Below are 20,242 nucleotides of genomic sequence, written 5' to 3'. Positions count from 1 at the left end.
CAGGGGTGCCCATGACTGGGGCTACGCAGAACCGCCCGGCCGACGCCGGAGCGCAGAGGCCGTACGGGGCCCGCGGCGCGGCGGACCCCCCGGACGCGCCGCAGGCCCCGTACGGCGCCTTCCCGGCCCCTTCCGGGCGGGGCAGCACCGCCGTCAGCACCGACGGGCTGCCCGGCTGGCTCGACCCGGTCGTGGCGGCCGCCCGCACGGTCCGCCCGGCCCAGCTGAGCCGCTTCCTGCCGCCCGAGGACGGCCGGGGCCGCCAGTCCGCGGTGCTGATCCTGTTCGGCGAGGGCCCCCGCGGCCCCGAGCTGCTCCTCATGGAGCGGGCCAGCAGCCTCCGCTCCCACCCCGGCCAGCCCTCCTTCCCAGGCGGCGCCCTCGACCCCGGGGACGGGGACCCGCGCACCACGGGGCCGCTGCGCGCCGCCCTGCGCGAGGCCGAGGAGGAGACCGGCCTCGACCCCTCCGGAGTCCAGCTCTTCGGGGTGCTGCCCCGCCTCTACATCCCGGTCAGCGAGTTCGTCGTGACGCCGGTCCTGGGCTGGTGGCGCACCCCGAGCCCGGTCGACGCCGTGGACCCGGCCGAGACGGCACGGGTGTTCACGGTTCCCGTGGCGGATCTCACGGACCCCGGCCACCGGGTCACCGTCGTCCACCCAAGCGGGCACCAAGGTCCCGCGTTCACCGTCGAATCGGCGCTGGTCTGGGGTTTTACGGCCGGAGTGATCGACCGGATCCTGCATTTCGCGGGCTGGGAGCTTCCGTGGGACCGCTCTCGGCACGTACCGCTCGACTGGCGCTCATGAGACGGTGGCCCATGTGAACGTGCTGGACATCCTGTTGCTGGTCGCCGCCGTGTGGTTCGCGATCGTGGGCTACCGCCAGGGGTTCGTCGTCGGCGTCCTGTCGGTGATCGGCTTCCTCGGCGGTGGTCTCATCGCCGTGTCCCTGCTCCCGCTGATCTGGGACCGGGTGACCGACAACGGCACCCAGGTGTCCACCACGGTCGTGGTCATCGCCGTCGTAGCGATCATCGTCTGTGCCTCGATCGGCCAGGCCCTGACGACCCATCTGGGCAGCCGTCTGCGGCGCCACATCACCTGGTCACCGGCGCGCGCGCTCGACGCGACCGGCGGCGCCCTGGTCAACGTGGTCGCGATGCTGCTGGTCGCATGGCTGATCGGCTCGCTGGTCGCCGTCATCTCCCTGCCCACCACGGTGGGCCGGGAGGTCCGCAACTCCAAGGTGCTGTCGGGCGTGTCGCGCGCCCTGCCCGACCAGGCGGACACCTGGTTCACGGACTTCGGCTCCACCCTCGCGCGCAACGGCTTCCCCCAGGTGTTCAGCCCGTTCTCCAACGAGCCCATCACCGAGGTCAGGGCGCCCGACCCGGCGCTCGCCGGCAGCCCCGTCACCGAGCAGGCCAAGCGCTCGATCGTGAAGGTCGTCGGCACCGCACCCAGTTGCAGCAAGGTGCTGGAGGGCACCGGCTTCGTCTTCGCGCCCGGCAAGGTCATGACCAACGCCCACGTCGTGGGCGGGGTCACCGAGCCGACCGTGCAGATCGGCGGCGAGGGCAAGCTGTACGACGGCAAGGTCGTGCTCTACGACTGGGCGCGCGACATCGCCGTCCTGGACGTGCCGAAGCTCAGGGCCCCGCCGCTGGAGTTCACCGACAAGGACGCCGGGAGCGGCAGCGACGCCATCGTCGCCGGCTTCCCGGAGAACGGCGCGTACGACGTGCGCGCGGCCCGCGTCCGCGGCCGGATCAACGCCAACGGCCCGGACATCTACCACCGGGGCACCGTTCGCCGTGACGTGTACTCGCTGTACGCGACGGTCCGCCAGGGCAACTCCGGCGGCCCGCTGCTCACGCCCGACGGCAGGGTGTACGGGGTCGTCTTCGCGAAGTCCCTCGACGACCCGAACACCGGTTACGCGCTGACGGCGGACGAGATCCGCGACGACATCCGGCTCGGCGCCACGGCCACGCGCCGGGTCGACAGCCAGAGCTGCGCTCTCTGATCCGTACCGACACGGAGGCCCGTACAGGCACGAGGTCCGTAAGGGCAGGAGGCCCGTACGGATCAGGGACCCGTACGGATCAGAGCCGCGTCCGTGTGCCGGTCTCTACGTCCGCGGATGGCGGAGCCGTGCCGAGACCCAGCGGGCCCGGCGACGCAGGATGCGCGGAATTCCGAGCCGGAGGTCGTGGCCGTGCCGGCCCGGCCTCTCGTGGGAGCCCGGCGCGGTGGCCGAGCGTCGTTCGTGTGCGGTGTCACCGTGGTCGTGCGTCCAGCCCATACTCCGAGCTGTGCCCGTGCCCCAAGGTCGGTAATCCCGTCCGGGGCGGCCAATTGGCCTATGCGCCGGGCAATTGAATGCTTGTCACACCGGAGGGGCCGCGATGTGCCGTTGCGTCAGGATCGCCCGGCCACCGCCCCGGTGGTCCGCCGGCGTGCGGCCCGGGCGGGTCAGCGGTCCGGCTCGGGGTCCTTCAGCCAGTTCACCAGCTCGGTGGAGAACGCGGCCGGGTCCTCCTCGTGCGGGAAGTGCCCGAGACCGTCGAACAGCCGCCACCGGTACGGGGCTTCGACGTACTCACCGGATCCGGCCGCGCTCCGCGTCCGCATCACCGGGTCGAGCGAGCCGTGCAGGTGCAGGGTCGGCACCCGGACCGGGCGCTTCATCCGCCGGTTGAACTGGAGCCCGTCGGGCCGCGCCATCGACCGCATCATCCAGCGGTACGGCTCCACGGAGCAGTGCGCGGTGGACGGGATGCGCATGGCCCTGCGGTACACGTCGAGGTCCGCGTCCTCGGGGACGAGCGGCCCCGACCAGTCCCGGATCAGCTCGCCCACGAGTGCCCCGTCGTCGGCGACGAGCTGCCGCTCGGGGACGAACGGCCGCTGGAAGCCCCAGATGTGCGAACTGGCCCTGGTCTGGCCGAAGTCCGAGAGCATCGCGGAGCGCCAGCGGCGGGGGTGCGGCATGGAGGAGACCACGAGCCGGCGCACCAGCTTGGGCCGCATCACGGCGGCCGTCCAGGCGAGGTACCCGCCCAGGTCGTGCCCGACCAGGGCGGCGTCCGGCTCGCCGAGGGACCGTACGACGCCGGTGATGTCGAGCGCGAGGTTGGCGGGGTCGTAGCCGCGCGGAGTGCGGTCGCTGCCGCCCACCCCGCGCAGGTCCATCGCGACGGCCCGGTACCCGGCGTCGGCGAGCGCCGTCAGCTGGTGGCGCCAGGTCCACCAGAACTGCGGGAAGCCGTGCAGGAGCAGCACCAGCGGCCCGTCGCCGAGTTCGGCGACGTGGAAGCGGGCCCCGTTGGCCGCGACGTCCCGGTGGGTGACCTTCCGGCCGCCGGGGATGTCGAGCCGTACCGCCGTGGCAGCTGTGGGGGGAGTGCTGGGGTCCGGCGCGGGGGCTGTCATGAGGACGAGCGTGCCACACCCACAGCCTGGTCACTCACCGGCCGCGGGTGCGGCTTGACGGTCCCGACGATCGCCGCGGTCTGCTTGACGGACTCGATGGTCTTCACCGGCGGCTTGACCTTCTTGAACTTCGCCACCGCGAGCAGCCCGACCAGGGCCGCGATCAGCCAGAACGCCCCGCCGACGATGAGGAAGCACCAGACCAGGCCGAGCCCGGTCGAGTGGATCCCGTACGCCGCGGAGAAACTCAGTACGGGGAGGGAGAACAGGAGGAGCACGCCCGCGACGATCGCGGCGGCGCTGCCGATGCCCGCCCGCTTGACGTCCTGCTTGATCTCCACCTTGGCGAGGGCGATCTCGTCGTGCACCAGGGCGGACATCTCGGCGGTGGCCGAGGCGACCAGCTGGCCGAGTGTGCGCTCGGCTCCCCGCGCCCCTTGGTCCACTGCGCTCATCGCTCTCTCCCTCTGTCGTCTGCCGCCGGCGGCTGTCCTCCGTCGTCTGTCAGATCATGCCGGACGGTCGGCCCCGGCGCTGGACCCGGATGCCGCTTCGGACGTGGCGGACGTCGCCGCGGCGGCCCTGCGGCGGTGTTCGGCGGCCCTGTCCTCGTAGATCTTCGCCATCCGGAGGTGGTACTCGGGCTTGTCCTCCTCGTAGATGTCCGGGATGCCGTCGTGGTCGTCGTCCCGCTCCTCGGCCTCGGTGAGCGCCCGGTACGTGCGGTTGCGGAGCTTGAGCAGAACGCTCGCGATCACCGCGGCGATGAGCGAGCCGATGAGGACGGAGGCCTTGATCTCGGAGGTGAGGACCGGGTCGTCGGCGAAGGCGAGTTCGCCGATGAGCAGGGAGACGGTGAAGCCGATGCCGGCGAGCGAGGCCACGGCGAGTACGTCGGGCCAGGCCAGGTCCTCGTTCAGTTCGGCCTTGGTGAAGCGGGCGGCCAGCCAGGTGCCGCCGAAGATGCCGACCGTCTTGCCGACGACCAGGCCGAGGACCACGCCGAGGGTCTCGGGGCGGGTGAAGACCTGGGCGATGGCCTTGTCGGAGAGGGAGACCCCGGCGGAGAACAGGGCGAACAGGGGAACGGCCAGTCCCGCGGACACGGGCCGGACCAGGTGCTCGATGCGCTCGCCGGGGGACTGGGACTCGCCTTCCTCGCGGGAGCAGCGGAGCATCAGGCCCATGGCGACGCCGGCGATGGTGGAGTGGACGCCGCTGTTGTACATCAGGCCCCAGATGACCAGGGCGAGCGGGACGTAGACGTACCAGCCGTGCACGCGCTTGCGGAGCAGGAACCAGAAGAGGACCAGGCCCGCGAGGGCGCCACCGAGGGCCGCGAAGTTGAGGTCGCTGGTGAAGAACACCGCGATGATCATGATGGCGAAGAGGTCGTCGACGACGGCGAGGGTCAGCAGGAAGGCGCGCAGGGCGGACGGCAGCGAGGTGCCGATGACCGCGAGGACCGCGAGCGCGAAGGCGATGTCGGTGGCGGTGGGAACCGCCCATCCGCCCATCGAGCCGTTGCCGAGGGTGTTGACCAGTACGTACACCAGCGCGGGTACGGCCATGCCGCAGAGGGCGGCGATCACGGGGAGGGCGGCGGCCCTGGCGTCGCGCAGGTCGCCCGCGACGAGCTCGCGCTTGAGCTCGATGCCGGCGACGAAGAAGAAGATCGCCAGCAGGCCGTCGGCCGCCCAGTGCTGGAGCGAGAGGTCCAGGCCGAGGGAGGCGGGGCCGATGTGGAAGGACCCGACGCTGGAGTAGCTGTCCGAGATGGCGGGGACGTTCGCCCAGATCAGGGCGGCGACGGCCGCCATGAGCAGCAGGACGCCGCCGACGGTCTCGGTGCGCAGCGCGTCGGCGACGAAGCGGCGCTCGGGCAGCGAGAGCCGGCCGAGGACCTTGCGGGTGGGCGTGGGCGTGTCCACGGTGGGAGCACCTCCGGTTGGTCGACGGCATGGCTCATGCAGTTGCCGACCAGACTTCCCGGCGCACCCTGTCTTGTTCCGGCGTCTCTGTGGACGCCATGTATTGACAGCTCTTCGACTTTACAGGGTCGCGCAGTCGTATCGGGTGATCGTCACCTTAAGCGGACGGAGGGCGTCCGGCACGTGACGCGCCGGACGCCCTCCCGGGCCCGTGGACCGCCGACGTCAGTCGTCGCTGCCGGCGGCCGGAAGCTTGGACTGGATCAGGTCCATGACCGAGGAGTCGGCCAGCGTGGTGACGTCACCGACCGCGCGGTTCTCCGCCACGTCGCGCAGCAGGCGGCGCATGATCTTGCCCGAGCGGGTCTTGGGCAGCTCCTGCACCGGCAGGATGCGCTTCGGCTTGGCGATGGGGCCGAGCGTGGCACCCACGTGGTCGCGCAGCTCCGCGACCAGGGTGTCGGTCTCGGAGGCGCTCCCGCGCAGGATGACGAAGGCCACGATGGCCTGGCCCGTGGTCTCGTCGTTGGCGCCGACCACGGCCGCCTCGGCGACCGAGGGGTGGGAGACGAGCGCCGACTCGACCTCGGTGGTGGAGATGTTGTGGCCGGAGACCAGCATCACGTCGTCCACCCGGCCCAGGAGCCAGATGTCGCCGTCGTCGTCCTTCTTGGCGCCGTCGCCCGCGAAGTACCTGCCCTCGAAGCGCGCCCAGTAGGTGTCGATGAACCGCTGGTCGTCGCCCCAGATGGTGCGCAGCATGGAGGGCCACGGCTCGGTGAGGACGAGGTAGCCGCCTCCGCCGTTCGGGACCTCGTTGGCCTCGTCGTCCACGACGGTGGCGCAGATCCCGGGCAGCGCGCGCTGCGCGGAGCCCGGCTTGGTGGCGGTGACGCCCGGCAGCGGGGAGATCATCATCGCGCCGGTCTCGGTCTGCCACCAGGTGTCCACGATCGGACAGCGGTCGCCGCCGATGTGCTTGCGGTACCAGATCCACGCCTCGGGGTTGATCGGCTCGCCGACCGAGCCCAGCACGCGCAGGCTGGAGAGGTCGAACTTCGCGGGGATGTCGTCGCCCCACTTCATGAACGTGCGGATGGCCGTGGGCGCCGTGTACAGGATGGTGACGCCGTACTTCTGCACGACCTCCCAGAACCGGCCCTGGTGCGGGGTGTCCGGCGTGCCCTCGTAGATCACCTGGGTGGCGCCGTTGGCGAGCGGCCCGTAGACGATGTACGAGTGCCCGGTCACCCAGCCGATGTCGGCGGTGCACCAGTAGACGTCGGTCTCCGGCTTGAGGTCGAAGACGGCGTGGTGGGTGTAGGCCGCCTGCGTGAGGTAGCCGCCCGAGGTGTGCAGGATGCCCTTCGGCTTGCCCGTGGTCCCCGAGGTGTAGAGGATGAACAGCGGGTGCTCGGCGTCGAAGGGCTGCGGGACGTGCTCGGCGGACTGGCGGCCGACCACGTCGTGCCACCAGACGTCGCGGCCTTCGGTGAAGGCGGTGTCCTGGCCGGTGCGGCGTACGACGAGCACGTGCTCGACCTGCGGGCACTTGGCGACGGCGGCGTCGATGGCGGGCTTGAGCGCGCTCGGCTTGCCACGGCGGTAGCCGCCGTCGGAGGTGATCACCAGCTTGGCGTCGGCGTCCTGGATGCGGGAGGCGACGGCATCGGCGGAGAAGCCGCCGAAGACCACGGAGTGCGCGGCGCCGACACGGGCGCACGCGAGCATCGCGACGACCGCCTCGGGGATCATCGGCAGGTACACGGCGACGCGGTCGCCGGCCCGCACGCCCAGCTCGGTCAGGGCGTTCGCGGCGCGGGAGACCTCGTCCTTGAGTTCGGCGTAGGTGATGGCGCGGCTGTCGCCGGGCTCGCCCTCGAAGTGGATGGCGACGCGGTCGCCGTTCCCGGCCTCGACGTGGCGGTCCACGCAGTTGTACGCGACGTTCAGCTTGCCGTCCGCGAACCACTTCGCGAAGGGCGGGTTGGTCCAGTCGAGCGTTTCCGTCGGCTCGGTGGCCCAGGTCAGCCGCCGGGCCTGCTCGGCCCAGAAGCCCAGCCGGTCCGCGTCGGCCTGTGCGTACGCAGCCTCTGTCACGTTGGCGGCGGTGGCCAGATCGGCAGGCGGTGCGAACCGCCGCTCCTCCTTGAGCAGATTGGCCAGGCTTTCATTGCTCACGACATCTCCCTTTCCCAGGGTGTCCGTTGTGTCCCCGGGCATAGCTCATCAGTCGCAGGCCCAGGTGACAAGGGGTAACCGTAAATTGGTTTAGACCTATAGCACGTCTGGGGCCGCACGAACGGTGTCCGGACCGCGGCGTCCGGCGCACGAAGGGCCCCTCCCCGGCAGCAGGATGCGGGAAGGGGCCGAACGGTGGCACGGATACGGGAGGGTATCGGTTCAGGCGTGCTGCCCGACCTGGCCGACCTGCCCGACGCTGTCGAAGACCCGGCAGTCGAAGAAGTCCTGGCCCTCGGACAGCAGATAGGCCTGGGCCTCACCCACGTGGAAGTACATCCCGTGCAGCTCCAGCGTGCCTTCGGCGAGCCTGCGGGCCACCGATTCGTGGGCCTTCAGGTGCTCCAGCTGCTGCACCACGTTGGTCAGGCACAGCTGCTCCACGGCATCCGCCGGGAGCCGGCCCGAGATCCGCGCCCAGGCGTGGTGGCGGCTGGCCATCCGCTCCAGACTGGGCAGGCCGTGCCGCAGCCAGCGGCGCAGCGGGGTCATCGGCGTCGAGGGCGAGGAGCTGAGCAGCGCTTGCATCGCCCCGCACCCCGAGTGCCCGCACACCGTGATGCTGTCCACCTGGAGCACGTCCACGGCGTACTCGATGGCCGCCGCGACCGAGTCGTCCCCGGATTCGGCGCCCGGCAGCGGGACGAGGTTGCCGACGTTGCGGACGGTGAACAGGTCGCCCGGACCGCTGGCCGTGATCATGCTCGTCACCAGGCGGGAGTCGGCGCAGGTGAGGAAGAGCTGGGAGGGGCTCTGTCCCTCGCGGGCCAGCCGGGCCAGCTCGTCCCGTACGTGCGGCGCCGTGTCGCGCTGGAAGGCGCCGATGCCGCTGGCCAGCTGGCCGGCCCCGCGGCGGCGGGGCGCGGCGGCGGGGGCGCCCGACGGCTCTGCCGCCTCCGCCGCCGCCGCTGCCGCCTCCGCGGCGGTCGCGGCCGTACGGCTTTCCGTGGCCCGGTGGTCGCAGTGGTTCTGCCAGGGGGTCCAGGGCCGGCAGCACTGGTGCCCCCCGCGCTGAGGCGAGCGCCGGGAGCGGTCGGCCCGGTGGACGCGGTCGGCGAGCCCCGCCCGGTCCGAGCGGTCGGTACGGCCGCCGGGTGCACCGGCGCGCTCGGGTCCACGGGTGCCTTCGGGTCCGCCGGCGCCGTCGGGGCCCTCGGTGTCGACGCCGGTGCCGGCGAGGAGGCCGGCCCGGTCGGCCCGGTCCTCCTCGGAGGCGTGCGCCGAGGCTCCGGAGCGTCCGCTGACCTCCAGCGTGCCCCCGTGGGCGAGGTGGGTGTCCTGCCAGTCCTGGAGGGTCTCGTAGGCCGCGTGGTCCATGAACGAGCCGTCCAGCTCGAGGACCGCGTGCCGGTCGTGCGGGATCTGGTTGAGCACCCGGCTCAGCCGGGGCACGGCGAGGAAGGTCAACTGGCCGCGCGCGCAGACCCGGTGGGTCCCGCCGTCCAGCTGTTCCACCGTGATCCGGGTCCGGGCCAGGCGGTGCAGGGCCAGGGCCACGGCCACCGCGATGCCGATGGCCACGCCTTCCAGCACCCCGCCGAGGACCACGGCCGCGATGGTCGTCCCGTAGACCAGGACCTCCCGGTGCCGGGTGACACTGCGCAGGTGCGTGATGCTGACCATCTGTACGCCGACGGCCATGACCAGGGCGGCCAGCGCGGCGAGCGGGATCAGGTCGAGGACGGGGACCAGCAGCCCGGCCGCCAGGAGCACCCAGAAGCCGTGCATCATGGAGGACTTCCGGCTGGCCGCGCCGGACTTGACGTTGGCCACGCTGCGGACGGCCACGCCCGTGATGGGCAGCCCTCCCAGGGCGCCGGAGACGATGTTCGCGGCGCCCTGGCCGCGTAGTTCCCGGTTGAGGTCGACGCGCGGCGGGCGGTTGGCGGTACCCCGCTCGGAGGCGATCAGCTTGTCGGTGGCGACCGCCGACAGGAGGGACTCCACACTGCCGACCAGGGTGATGGTCAGGACGGCGGCGATGAGGCCGAGGACCGGACCCTCGGGAAGTTCGGGCAGGGCGTGGCTGCGCCAGGACGGCAGGTCCACCCGGGGGAGGGTGAGCCCGGCCAGGGCGGCGAAGGCGGTGGCCGTGGCGACGGCGGCGAGTGCGGCCGGCACCTTGCGCAGGGCGCGGCCGGCCCGCCCGGGCAGCCGCGGCCAGCCGAGCAGGACCAGCAGGGTCAGCGCGCTGATGCCGAGCGCGGCCGGGTGCAGGTCGGCCAACTGGCCCGGCAGCCCCTGGACGTTGGCCACGGCGGAACTCTGCGGGGTGCCGCCGAGCACGATGTGCAGCTGGGCGAGCGCGATGGTCACGCCGATGCCCGCGAGCATGCCGTGCACGATGGCCGGGCTGACCATGAGGGCGGACCGGGCGGTGCGCAGCGCGGCGAGCCCGAGCTGGCAGCAGCCCGCGAGCACGGTGATCGCGCAGGTGGTGCGCCACCCGTAGTGCTGGATCAACTCGGCGGTGACGACGGTGAGTCCGGCCGCGGGCCCGCTCACCTGGAGCGGAGCGCCGCCGAGCCGGCCGGCGACGATGCCACCGACCGCCGCGGCGACCAGTCCGGCCTGGAGCGGTGCGCCGGTGGCCAGGGCGATGCCGAGGGAGAGCGGCAGGGCGATCAGGAAGACGGCGATGGAGGCGGAGAGGTCCGCGGAGAGTTCCTTTCGGCTCTCTTCGCGGGTCCTTTTACGCAGGGGGGCGGGGGAGATGGCTGTCATAAGGTCCCGTCTCCTCGGGGGAGGGGTGAAGCGGCGGGAGTCTCAACACTCAGTAAATGGATGGTAATGGAGAGTAAAGAGGCGTGGTGAATAATTGGGGCAAATAGTCTACGAATTAGCACTCAAGGGTGATTAAGCATTTTGTCCGGCTTGTCACACCTTCCTCGTGGTGGACCCCATGGGACGTTGCGGCGCGGAAGTCCTGCGATGGAACTGCGAGGGAGAGGTGGGGCGGATGATCGCCGCCACGAAGAAGATCGCCGGCGGCCTGGTCGCCACGGCGCTTGTGCTGGGGGTGGCCGGCTGCAGCTCCTCGGAGCCCGCCAAGCCCCCGGCCCCCGGGGCCCAGAACGCCAAGAAGGGCGTCGCCGCCCCCGAAGCCCCGGGCAGCGTCAACCGGCTGATCGGGGACGGCTCGACCGCGTACACCGGATCGCAGCCGAACGTACAGAAGCCGCAGAAGCTGAAGCCGGGCGAGAAGCCGCCGCAGTTCGTGGTGTTCTCGTGGGACGGGGCGGGCGAGGACAGCCAGAAGCTCTTCTCGCACTTCCGCGAGGTCGGTAAGCAGTACAACGCCCGGATGACGTACTTCCTCAGCGGCGTGTACATGCTCCTTGAGGAGAAACGATCCCTCTACACCGCCCCGCAGCACTCGGCGGGCCGCTCGGACATCGGCTTCGGTGACCTCCAGGGCATCAAGGACACCGCCACCCAGGTGCGCGGGGCCTGGCTGGAGGGCAACGAGATCGGCACCCACTTCAACGGGCACTTCTGCGGTCCCGAGGGCGGCGTGGGCACCTGGTCCGTGGAGGAGTGGAAGAGCGAGATCAACCAGGCCAAGTCCTTCGTCAAGAACTGGAAGACGAACGCCGGCCTGAAGGCGATGGAAGCGCTCCCCTTCGACTACGACAAGGAACTCATCGGGGCCCGTACTCCCTGCCTGGAAGGCCAGAAGAACTTCATGCTGGCGGCGAAGGACATGGGCTTCCGCTACGACTCCAGCGGTATCAGCAAGCAGATCTGGCCCAAGAAGACCGACGGCCTCTGGGACCTTCCGCTGCAGCTGGTCCCCATGCCGGGCCGGGCCTTCGACACCCTGAGCATGGACTACAACTACATGGTCAACCAGTCCGGGACGACCTCGCAGGGCGACCCCTCGCAGCACCGGTACTGGGGCGACCAGATGCGCGACGGCCTGCGGCAGGCCTTCGACCGGGTCTACCAGGGCAACCGCGCGCCGCTGATCATCGGCAACCACTTCGAGTCCTGGAACGGCGGCACCTACATGCGCGCCATCGAGGAGTCGATCAAGGGCATGTGCACCAAGCCCGAGGTCCGCTGCGTGCCGTTCCGCGAGCTGGCGGACTGGCTCGACGCGCAGGACCCCAAAGCGCTGGAGTGGATGCGCACCCTCGACGTCGGTGAGACGCCGAAGCAGGGCTGGGGCACGTTCCTGACCGCGGGGCCGCCGGCGAAGCCGGCCGCCCCCGCCGACGTCAAGCCGGCTGCGGAGCAGGCTGAAGCGGCTGCGGACGAGGGCTGACCAGGGCCTCCGCGTCCGCGCCGCGCTCCACCCCCTCGTGGAGCACGAAGTCGGGGTCGACCTGGTCCGCCAGGTCGACCCCGGTCTTGGCGTTGCCCCAGCTCTCGGCGTTCTTCAGGTGGAACCGGACCATCTGCTCGGTGTACCGGTCCCAGTCGCGCAGCGCGTACGAGTCGTCGGCCGCGTCCTGGAGCGCCTGGAGGGCGAGCCGGTTGGTCGCCTCCAGCAGTTCGAAGGCGGCCGGGCGGCCCTTCTCCATGGCCCGTACCCAGTCGGAGTGTCCGACGGTGACCAGCAGGTCCTCGCCCACCTCGTCCTGGAGGAACTCGATGTCCTCCGGGCCCTGCACCTTGTTCCCCACGACCGCGAGCGTCACCCCGAAGTCCCGCGCGTACTCCTTGTACTGGCGGTAGACCGAGACGCCCTTGCGCGTCGGCTCGGCCACGAGGAACGTCACGTCGAAGCGGGTGAACATGCCCGAAGCGAAGGAGTCGGACCCGGCCGTCATGTCGACGACCACGTACTCGTCGGGGCCGTCGACGAGGTGGTTGAGGCAGAGCTCGACCGCGCCGACCTTCGAGTGGTAGCAGGCCACCCCCAGGTCGGCCTCGGTGAACGGCCCGGTGGCCATGAGCCGTACGGGGTCGCCGTCGAGCAGCAGCGTGCGCGCGCACGCCTCGTACACCGGGTTCTCGCCCGTGACGCGCAGGAGGCGCGAGCCCCGGCCCGGCGGGGTTGTCTTGATCATGGATTCGGCGGACGCGATCCGCGGGTTCGACCCCCGCAGGTACTCCTTGATCAGGGGCAGGTGCGCCCCCAGCGCGGGCAGTTCGGCGGCCTCGGCGTCGCCGAGGCCGAGCGCGGCGCCCAGGTGTTGGTTGATGTCGGCGTCCACCGCGACGACGGGGGCTTCATTGGCGGCGAGGTGGCGGATGAAGAGGGAGGACAGCGTCGTCTTGCCGCTGCCGCCCTTTCCCACGAAAGCGATCTTCATGTTCACCAAGCGTAGTGGACTGGTAGCGGCGTGTGGTCGAGGTGAGTGAAGAAGACCACTCCAAGGAGGGGTCGGTGCTACGGGTGCGCAGTGCGTAGGCTCCCTACTTATGAGTAGCGCTGCTGACCCGCTGGCCCCGCTGGCCGGTCTTCCGGGTGTCGCCGGTTCCGTCGATTCCGTACGCAAGGCCGTGGACCGGGTCTACGGGCACCGGGTGATGCGCCGGCGCAGCGCGGAGATCACCTCGGAAGCCGCTCTGCGCGGTGCCCGCGGGAGCGCGGCGCTGTCCGGCGCGGACTGGGCGCTGGAGGAGGTGCGCCGCCGCACCGACTTCGGGACGGAGCCGGAGGCCCTGACGGTCGGCGCTGCGCTGCGGCTGACGGCGGAGGCAGGCCAGCTCCTGAGCATCTGGCGGCAGTCGCCGCTCCGGGTCCTGGCGCGCCTGCACCTGGTGGCGTCGGGGTCGACGGCCGACGGGGACGTGGTGGGGCGGCCCAGGCTCGCGGGCGAACCGGTCCGTGAACCCCTGGTGGACCTCCCGCTGCCGAGTGCGGAGGAGGTCGCGGGGCGCCTCGACGGGCTGTCCCGGCTGATCATCGCCGGCGGCCCCGCCCCCGCGCTGATCACGGCGGCCGTGGTGCACGGCGAACTGCTGGCGCTTCGGCCCTTCGCCTCGTACAACGGCCTGGTCGCGCGGGCGGCCGAGCGCATCGTCCTGATCAACAGCGGGCTGGATCCGAAGGCGATCTGCCCGGCGGAGGCCGGACACGCGGAGCAGGGGAGCGGGGCGTACCTGGCCGCCTTCGAGGGTTACGTCTCGGGGACCGGTGAGGGGATGGCGGCCTGGATCGCGCATTGCGGCCGTGCGGTCGAGCTCGGCGTGCGCGAGTCGACGGCGGTCTGTGAGGCCCTCCAGCGGGGCGCGGCCTGAGTTCCGCCCCCGGACACGGGTCGCGGCGACACCGTCGTGCTGTGGTGTCGCCGCTCGCATGCGCGTCCAGTTACCAAGCGTCCTCGAATGTATGCCCATCAGGTCGGGACTTTGCCCGTCACCTGGTGCGGCTGGCCCGTAATCGACGGGTCGACGTCGCGTGGGTACTCGGCGCTCATGCTTCGGTCCGTGGGCCTTACTGCGTTGTAAAGATGATCCTCTCGGATGTTCTTTGGTCTCGCGGGCCGTTGATTCCTTTGTACTCCGCTTCGGAGATAACCGGAACCCCTGGTCGCACTTCTTTACTTTCCGGGGCGATAGCGGACGAATGGGATGACTCGCGTTCGGGAGGGACGCGAGATTCCGGGCGGCGGGGTGCCGGGGAGCGGGCTGCCGAGGGGCGGGCTGCCGAGGGGCGGGCTGCCGAGGGGCGGGTGCCGGGCCGCCGGGGTCAGCCGGCGGCGGCCGCGGCCCGGCGACGGCTCGCGTACCAGACGAGCCCCGCCGCGGCCGCTGCTCCCACGGCCGCCGCGGCGACGAGTGCGGGCCGCGGGGGCATCGACAGCCCAGGCAGCCGCTGCTTCAGCCGTACGGGGCGGTTGAAGACCAGGACGGGCCATTCCCGGGCCACGGCCTCCCGGCGCAGTGCCCGGTCGGGGTTGACCGCGTGCGGGTGCCCGACCGCCTCCAGCATCGGGATGTCGGTGGCCGAGTCGCTGTAGGCGTAGCACCGGGAGAGGTCGTAGCCCTCGGACTCCGCGAGTTCGCGGACGGCCTCCGCCTTCGTGGGTCCGTAGGCGTAGTACTCGATCTCGCCGGTGAAGCAGCCGTCGTCGCCCACGACCATGCGGGTGGCGACGACCCGGTCGGCGCCGAGCATCTCCCCGATGGGCTCGACGACTTCCGCCCCGGAGGTCGAGACGATCACCACGTCGCGGCCGGCCGTGTGGTGGGCCTCGATGAGGGACGCGGCCTCGTCGTAGATGATCGGGTCGATGAGGTCGTGCAGGGCTTCCGCGACGATCTCCCGCACCTGCTGCACGTTCCACCCCTTGCAGAGGGCGGACAGGTACTCCCGCATCCGTTCCATCTGATCGTGGTCGGCGCCGCCGGCCAAGAAGATGAACTGCGTGTACGCGGTGCGCAGCACGGCTCGCCGGTTGATCAGGCCGCCCTGGTAGAAGGACTTGCTGAACGTCAGGGTGCTCGACTTCGCGATGACCGTCTTGTCCAGGTCGAAGAAGGCTGCGGTACGAGGCGAGGAGTGCGGCAAGGGCTGATTTTCCACGCCCCGAGCATATGCGCCCACCATTCGGCGTAAGGTGTGGCGCGTGGGTTTGCCTGAGAAGGCTCTCGGGTACACCATGGAAGTCACGGATCGTTCGCGACCGTGCTAACCCGGTCTGGCTCCTCCCCCCCCGAGTCGGACCGTGGGGACGACCCCCGCTCTCCCCCCCGGCGGGGGTCGTCGCATGTCCGGACGCGGTTCGCGTCCCTGCCTTCGGCCCCAAGTGACCATGTCCCAGACCTCTCCCTCGTGGATGGGCCTGCGTGGCGAAGGCTCTCACCCTCTCAGACTCGTGACGCTGCGTAGTGGCTCCGCGGCGCTCTGAACTCACCTGTGCGGGTGACCGGGATATTCACAATCGGACCGTTGTCCACAGTTTTCGAGCAAGATCCACTTCTTTTTCCCGATGGCTGCACCGTGATGAGGGCCGCGAAGTCCGCGGCGCTCGGATTTGCAGTGGGAAGGGGGCGGAGATCGTGGCTCGATCGAAGTCGTGTGAAGTTCCGGAAATCGCGGTTGCGGGGAAGCGGCCCGGTTCGGGAGCCGGCCCGAAAGCCCGTCCGGCGGGCCGTGTGGACCGCGGTCCGGTGGCGGGGCCCGCGGGCGGGCGGCCGCTGATCATCACTGAGGACCCCCTGCTGCTCGACGATCTGCTGCGGCTGTGCGCCGCGGCGGGAGCCGAGCCGCACGTGCACCACGCGGTGCCGGAGCGGACCGGTGCGCGGGAAGCCTGGGAGGCGGATGGGGCCGGGGTCGCCGAAGGCGGCGCGAGCGTCGGCTGGGAGTCCGCACCGCTGGTCCTGGTCGGGGACGACGCGGCCCGGCGGGTCAGCGGAGCCCCGCGCCGGGACGGGGTGTTCCTCGTCGGCCGGGACCTGGACGATCCCCTGGTGTGGCAGCGGGCGTTGGAGATCGGCGCCGAGGAGGTGCTCCGGCTCCCCGACGCCGAGAGCCGCCTCGTCGACCGCATCGCCGACGTGGTGGAGGGGGCGGGGCGGCCGGCCCTCGCCGTCGGGGTCATCGGCGGCAGCGGCGGCGCGGGGGCCTCCACCCTGGCCTGCGCGCTGGCCGTCCGGGCGGCCCGCGCCGGGGAGCGCACCATCCTCATCGACGGTGACCCGCTCGGTGGGGGCATCGACGTCCTGCTCGGCGGCGAATCCGTACAGGGGCTGCGCTGGCCGGACTTCGCGGGCTCGCGGGGACGCGTCGGCGCCGGAGCACTGGAGGAGTCCCTGCCCGAACTGCACGCCCTTCGGGTGCTCAGCTGGGATCGCGGGGACCGGGTGGCGGTGCCGCCCGCCGCGACGCGGTCGGTGGTCGCAGCCGCCCGCCGCCGGGGCGGGGTCGTCGTGGTCGACCTGCCCCGGCGCGTGGACGAGGCGGTGGCCGAGGTGCTGGCCCAGCTGGACCTGGTGCTGATGGTCGTACCGGGGGAACTGCGCGCGGTGGCCGCCGCGGGACGGGTGGCGGCCGGGGTGCGGATGGCGGCCCGGGACGTGCGCGTGGTCGTACGGGGCCGCTGTCCGGCGGGACTCGATCCGGAGGACGTGGCCGGGCTCTTGGGGGTGCCGCTGGCCGGCGAGGTACCGGTCGAGGTGGGGCTCCCCGGGCGGGTGGCGGAGGGCGAACCGCCGGGGGCCCAGGGGCGCGGTGCGCTGGCCCGCTTCTGCGACGGCTTCTGGCAGCGGGCACTGGCCCCCGCCCAGGGGGTGCCGGCATGAGCGCCGTACTGCTGGACGCGGTGCGCCGGCGGCTCGCCGAGAGCGGGGCGGAGCCGACCCCGGCCAGGGTCGCGGCGGCCCTGCGGGCCCAGGGCCGGCTGCTGGGCGACGCGGAAGTACTGGGCGTGGCCGCGGAGTTACGGTCCGAGCTGGTCGGCGCGGGCCCGCTGGAGGCGCTGCTCACCGACCCGGAGGTCACCGACGTGCTGGTGGCGGCTCCCGACCGGGTGTGGGTGGACCGGGGTGGTGGCCTGGAGCTGACCGGGGTGACCTTCACCGGCACCGATGCCGTGCGCCGGCTCGCCCAGCGGCTGGCCGCCGTGGCGGGGCGCCGGCTGGACGACGCGCGGCCCTGGGTGGACGCCCGGATGCCGGACGGCACCCGGCTGCACGCCGTGCTGCCTCCGGTGGCCGTCGGGTCCGCCTGCCTGTCCCTGCGGGTGGTCCGGCCGAGGGCCTTCACCCTGGAGGAACTCGTCGAGGCCGGGACACTGCCGCCCGGCGGACACCGACTGCTCCGGGAGATGGTCGAGGCCCGGCTGTCGTTCCTGGTCTCCGGAGGTACGGGCACCGGTAAGACCACCCTGCTCAGTGCCCTGTTGGGACTGGTCGGGCCCGGTGAGCGGATCGTCCTCGCCGAGGACTCGGCGGAGCTGCGGCCCGACCATCCGCACGTCGTGCGGCTGGAGACCCGGCCCGCCAACCAGGAGGGGGCGGGTCTGGTCACCCTGGCGGACCTCGTCCGGCAGGCACTGCGAATGAGGCCCGACCGGCTGGTGGTCGGCGAGGTCCGGGGCGCCGAGGTGGCGGACCTGCTCGCCGCCCTGAACACCGGACACGAAGGGGGCTGCGGAACGGTGCACGCGAATGCCGCCACCCACGTTCCGGCCCGCCTGGAGGCCCTCGGTACGGCCGCCGGGCTCGACCGGGCCGCCCTGCACAGCCAGTTGGCGGCCGCGCTGACGCTGGTGGTCCATCTGGTCCGGGACCGCGAAGGACGCCGCCGGGTGGCCGAGGTGCACGTGCTGGAGCGGGACGCCGCCGGACTGGTGGTCACCGTACCGGCGCTGCGCTGGGGTGCGCGCGGCTTCGTACGGGAGCGGGGCTGGGAGCGGCTGCGCCCACTGCTGCGGGGTGCCCGGTGAACGCGGGGGCGGCGCTGTCGGTGCCGGTGTTCTCGGGGGTGCTGTGCGCCGGGGCTGCCGCCTGGCTGCTCGCCGGGGAAGAGCGGGTGTCCCGGCGGACCCGGGTGGTGCTCGCCGGGACCGGCCCGGCGGAGGTGCGCGGACCCTCCCTCCGCGACCGGGTGGCAGCCGCCGTACGGGTGCGTGCCGCGGCCCGCTGGCCGGAGTGGGCCTGCTCCGGGGCCGGGCTGCTGGTCGCGGTGGTCGGCGGGTCGGTGATCCCGCTGGCCGTGGGGGCGGCCGCGGTGCCGCTGGTGCGCCGCTGGCTGCGGATCCGGGCGCGGGAGCGTGCCCGGGCGGCGCGGGCCGCCGAGGTGGTGGCGCTGTGCGGTGCGGCGGTGGGCGAGTTGCGGGCGGGGGCCCAGCCGGGGCAGGCGCTCACGGCGGCGATGCGGCGTTCGGTGGCCGGCCCGGGCCGGCCGGGCCCGGCGGAGGCTGGGGTGCTGGCCGCCGCGGCCTTCGGCGGGGACGTACCGGGCGCGCTGCGCCACGCGTCGCACGAGCCGGGGGCGGAGGGGCTGGCCGGGATGGCGGCCTGCTGGCGGGTGTCGGTCGACGGCGGAGCCGGGCTGGCGGCCGGGCTGGACCGGCTGGAAGGGGCGCTGAGGGCCGACCGGGACCGGCAGGAATCGCTGCGGGCCCAGTTGGCGGGAGCCAGGTCGACGACGGTGGTGCTCGCGCTGCTGCCCTTGGTGGGCCTGCTGATCGGCACGGGGCTGGGAGCGGATCCGCTGCGGGTCCTGCTGCACACCCCGATGGGCTGGGGCTGCCTGCTGGCGGGCGGCTTGCTGGAGGGGCTGGGGATCCTGTGGTGCCGGCGGATCGTGCGGACGGGGGAGCGGTGACGGCCGCCGCCGCGGTCCCCGGGCTGGGGACCGCGCTGTGCCTCGCGCCGGTGGCGGTGTGCCTGGTGTCGGCGCTGACGGCGCGGGTCCGCTCCCGGGCGGTGCGCCGCAGGATGACGGCCCTGCTGGGAGCGGAACCGGCCCGCAGGACGCCGGTGGCGCGCTCACGGCTGAGGGGCCTGTGGACGGCCTGGGCCGCTCCGGCCGGGGCGCTCCTGGCGGTCTGGGTGCTGATCGGCGGGATCTGGGGTCCGGCCGCGGGAGTTCTCGTGGCGGTCGCCGTACGGCGCCGGCGGGCCGGAGCGCGGGCGGTGGTGGGGCTCGACCCGCAGGAGGCGGAGCGTCAGTTGCCCATGGCCGCGGATCTGCTGGCCGCCTGCCTGGCGGCCGGGGCGGGACCGGTGGAGGCGGCCGAGGTGGTGGGGGAGTCGCTCGGCGGACCGGTGGGCGAGGCCCTGGCGCGGTCCGGGGCCGAGCTGCGCCTCGGCGGCGAACCCGGCGCGGCGTGGGGGAGGTTGGCGGGGATACCGGGTGCCCGGGCGCTCGCGGAATGCCTGGAGCGGGCGGCCCGGACGGGGGCTCCCGCGGCCGAACCGGTGTCCCGGATCGCCTCGGGACTCCGCGAGGACCGGGCGAGGTGTGCGGGCGCCCGGGCGCAGCGGGCGGCGGTTCTCGTCACCGCGCCGGTGGGGCTGTGCTTCCTCCCCGCATTTCTCGCGATCGGGGTGGCTCCGGTGGTGATCGGAATGGCTTCCGGACTTCTCTCCGACACCTGAGAAGAAATTGATCACGGACATCGACAACGAAAATCAAAGGGAGTTTCCATGAGGATCATCTGGTGTCGCGTGCGGACGGCGTGGAGTGGTCGCGGAGCCGACCGCGGGATGTCCACTTCGGAATACGCCATGGGCACGATCGCGGCCTGTGCGTTCGCCGCCGTGTTGTACAAGGTGGTGACGAGTGAAGTGGTCTCCACAGCACTTCAGTCGACCATCGGCAAGGCGCTCGATGCGCCGTTCTGAGGAGAACTCCGCAGCGCGCCGGAAAAGGGCGGACCGGGGATATGTGACGGCCGAGGCCGCGCTGGTCATCCCGGCGCTGGTGCTGTTCGCGGCGCTGCTGGTGTGGGCCCTGATGGCGGCGGCCGCGCAGATCCGGTGCGTGGACGCGGCCCGGGCCGGCGCCCGGGCGGCGGCGCGGTCGGAGCCGGTGGACGTGGCGGTGGCGGCGGCGCGCGCGGCCGCCCCACCGGGAGCGGAGGTGGAGGTGGAACGGACGGGTGACCTGTGGCGGGTCCGGGTGGCGGCGCCGGCGCCGGGCCCGGGCGGCCTGCCGGTCCGGCTCGGCGCCAGGGCGGTGGCCCTGGCGGAGGACAGCGTGGGGCCGCCGCTGTGAGCCGGGAC

At 72.5% G+C, this 20,242-nt stretch carries 17 protein-coding genes; 10 read left to right on the top strand and 7 right to left on the bottom strand.

Annotation, left to right across the window (positions count from 1 at the left end; translation table 11 throughout):
* The first annotated feature begins 11 nt into the window (after positions 1-11).
* Both ABT106_RS01265 and ABT106_RS01260 read left to right on the top strand, forming a co-directional pair.
* Positions 12-809 carry an NUDIX hydrolase gene (locus tag ABT106_RS01265; protein WP_351270514.1) on the top strand — a complete coding sequence of 266 codons (798 nt, stop codon included), beginning with the start codon at positions 12-14 and terminating at the stop codon, positions 807-809.
* 13 nt (positions 810-822) lie between these two features.
* Positions 823-2,028: a MarP family serine protease gene (locus ABT106_RS01260; protein WP_351270511.1), complete on the top strand. Its 1,206-nt coding sequence runs from the start codon at positions 823-825 to the stop codon at positions 2,026-2,028.
* A 449-nt stretch (positions 2,029-2,477) separates the two neighbouring features.
* Here the strand turns inward: ABT106_RS01260 and ABT106_RS01255 are convergent, their stop codons facing one another.
* The 5 genes from ABT106_RS01255 to ABT106_RS01235 form a co-directional block, all read right to left on the bottom strand.
* Entirely contained in the window at positions 2,478-3,437 is a 960-nt protein-coding gene (locus ABT106_RS01255; RefSeq protein ID WP_351270508.1) for an alpha/beta fold hydrolase, read from the bottom strand.
* Complete coding sequence (locus ABT106_RS01250; RefSeq protein WP_351270505.1) at positions 3,434-3,892, bottom strand: phage holin family protein; 459 nt, start codon at positions 3,890-3,892, stop codon at positions 3,434-3,436. The genes ABT106_RS01255 and ABT106_RS01250 overlap by 4 nt, the downstream gene beginning before the upstream one ends.
* 54 nt (positions 3,893-3,946) lie before the next feature.
* Positions 3,947-5,368 carry a Na+/H+ antiporter NhaA gene (nhaA, locus tag ABT106_RS01245; protein WP_351270502.1) on the bottom strand — a complete coding sequence of 474 codons (1,422 nt, stop codon included), beginning with the start codon at positions 5,366-5,368 and terminating at the stop codon, positions 3,947-3,949.
* 225 nt (positions 5,369-5,593) lie between these two features.
* Positions 5,594-7,591, bottom strand: a complete 1,998-nt coding sequence (gene acs, locus ABT106_RS01240; RefSeq protein WP_351270499.1) for an acetate--CoA ligase — start codon at positions 7,589-7,591, stop codon at positions 5,594-5,596.
* Between the two features lie 180 nt (positions 7,592-7,771).
* The gene (locus tag ABT106_RS01235) at positions 7,772-10,333 is read right to left on the bottom strand and encodes a bifunctional SulP family inorganic anion transporter/carbonic anhydrase (protein WP_351270496.1); all 2,562 of its coding nucleotides are present in this window, start codon (positions 10,331-10,333) and stop codon (positions 7,772-7,774) included.
* 235 nt (positions 10,334-10,568) lie between these two features.
* On the opposite strand from ABT106_RS01235, the gene ABT106_RS01230 reads away from it, so the two are divergent.
* On the top strand, positions 10,569-11,876 hold the full coding sequence (locus tag ABT106_RS01230) for a polysaccharide deacetylase family protein (RefSeq protein WP_351270493.1): 1,308 nt from the start codon (positions 10,569-10,571) through the stop codon (positions 11,874-11,876).
* Here the strand turns inward: ABT106_RS01230 and ABT106_RS01225 are convergent.
* A complete protein-coding gene (locus tag ABT106_RS01225; protein ID WP_351270491.1) occupies positions 11,830-12,870 on the bottom strand; it encodes an ATP-binding protein in 1,041 nt (346 codons plus the stop codon). The two genes, ABT106_RS01230 and ABT106_RS01225, sit on opposite strands and share 47 nt — an antisense overlap.
* A 109-nt stretch (positions 12,871-12,979) precedes the next feature.
* Here ABT106_RS01225 and ABT106_RS01220 point away from each other — a divergent pair, with 109 nt between their 5' ends.
* Positions 12,980-13,801: a Fic family protein gene (locus tag ABT106_RS01220; RefSeq protein ID WP_351270488.1), complete on the top strand. Its 822-nt coding sequence runs from the start codon at positions 12,980-12,982 to the stop codon at positions 13,799-13,801.
* Between the two features lie 451 nt (positions 13,802-14,252).
* On the opposite strand, the gene ABT106_RS01215 is transcribed toward ABT106_RS01220, so the two are convergent.
* Complete coding sequence (locus ABT106_RS01215; protein WP_351270486.1) at positions 14,253-15,113, bottom strand: HAD family hydrolase; 861 nt, start codon at positions 15,111-15,113, stop codon at positions 14,253-14,255.
* Between the two features lie 563 nt (positions 15,114-15,676).
* Here ABT106_RS01215 and ssd point away from each other — a divergent pair.
* Genes ssd through ABT106_RS01185 form a run of 6 tightly spaced genes read left to right on the top strand, consistent with a single transcriptional unit; the run spans position 15,677 to position 20,234 of the window.
* Positions 15,677-16,810 carry a septum site-determining protein Ssd gene (ssd, locus tag ABT106_RS01210; protein ID WP_351270484.1) on the top strand — a complete coding sequence of 378 codons (1,134 nt, stop codon included), beginning with the start codon at positions 15,677-15,679 and terminating at the stop codon, positions 16,808-16,810.
* Positions 16,807-17,955: a TadA family conjugal transfer-associated ATPase gene (locus ABT106_RS01205; RefSeq protein WP_351270481.1), complete on the top strand. Its 1,149-nt coding sequence runs from the start codon at positions 16,807-16,809 to the stop codon at positions 17,953-17,955. The genes ssd and ABT106_RS01205 overlap by 4 nt, the downstream gene beginning before the upstream one ends.
* Positions 17,952-18,839, top strand: a complete 888-nt coding sequence (locus ABT106_RS01200; RefSeq protein WP_351270478.1) for a type II secretion system F family protein — start codon at positions 17,952-17,954, stop codon at positions 18,837-18,839. Before ABT106_RS01205 ends, ABT106_RS01200 begins: the two co-directional genes overlap by 4 nt.
* On the top strand, positions 18,806-19,615 hold the full coding sequence (locus ABT106_RS01195) for a type II secretion system F family protein (RefSeq protein ID WP_351270475.1): 810 nt from the start codon (positions 18,806-18,808) through the stop codon (positions 19,613-19,615). Before ABT106_RS01200 ends, ABT106_RS01195 begins: the two co-directional genes overlap by 34 nt.
* Positions 19,616-19,663: 48 nt before the next feature.
* Positions 19,664-19,861, top strand: coding sequence for a DUF4244 domain-containing protein (locus ABT106_RS01190; protein ID WP_351270473.1), 198 nt, complete (start codon positions 19,664-19,666; stop codon positions 19,859-19,861).
* Positions 19,848-20,234: a TadE family type IV pilus minor pilin gene (locus ABT106_RS01185; protein WP_351270470.1), complete on the top strand. Its 387-nt coding sequence runs from the start codon at positions 19,848-19,850 to the stop codon at positions 20,232-20,234. The genes ABT106_RS01190 and ABT106_RS01185 overlap by 14 nt, the downstream gene beginning before the upstream one ends.
* The last annotated feature ends 8 nt before the right edge of the window (positions 20,235-20,242 follow it).

Source organism: Streptomyces sp. NPDC002044 (assembly GCF_040296725.1).
Lineage (GTDB): Bacteria > Actinomycetota > Actinomycetes > Streptomycetales > Streptomycetaceae > Streptomyces > Streptomyces antarcticus.
This window is presented reverse-complemented; position numbering and strand designations above follow the sequence as displayed.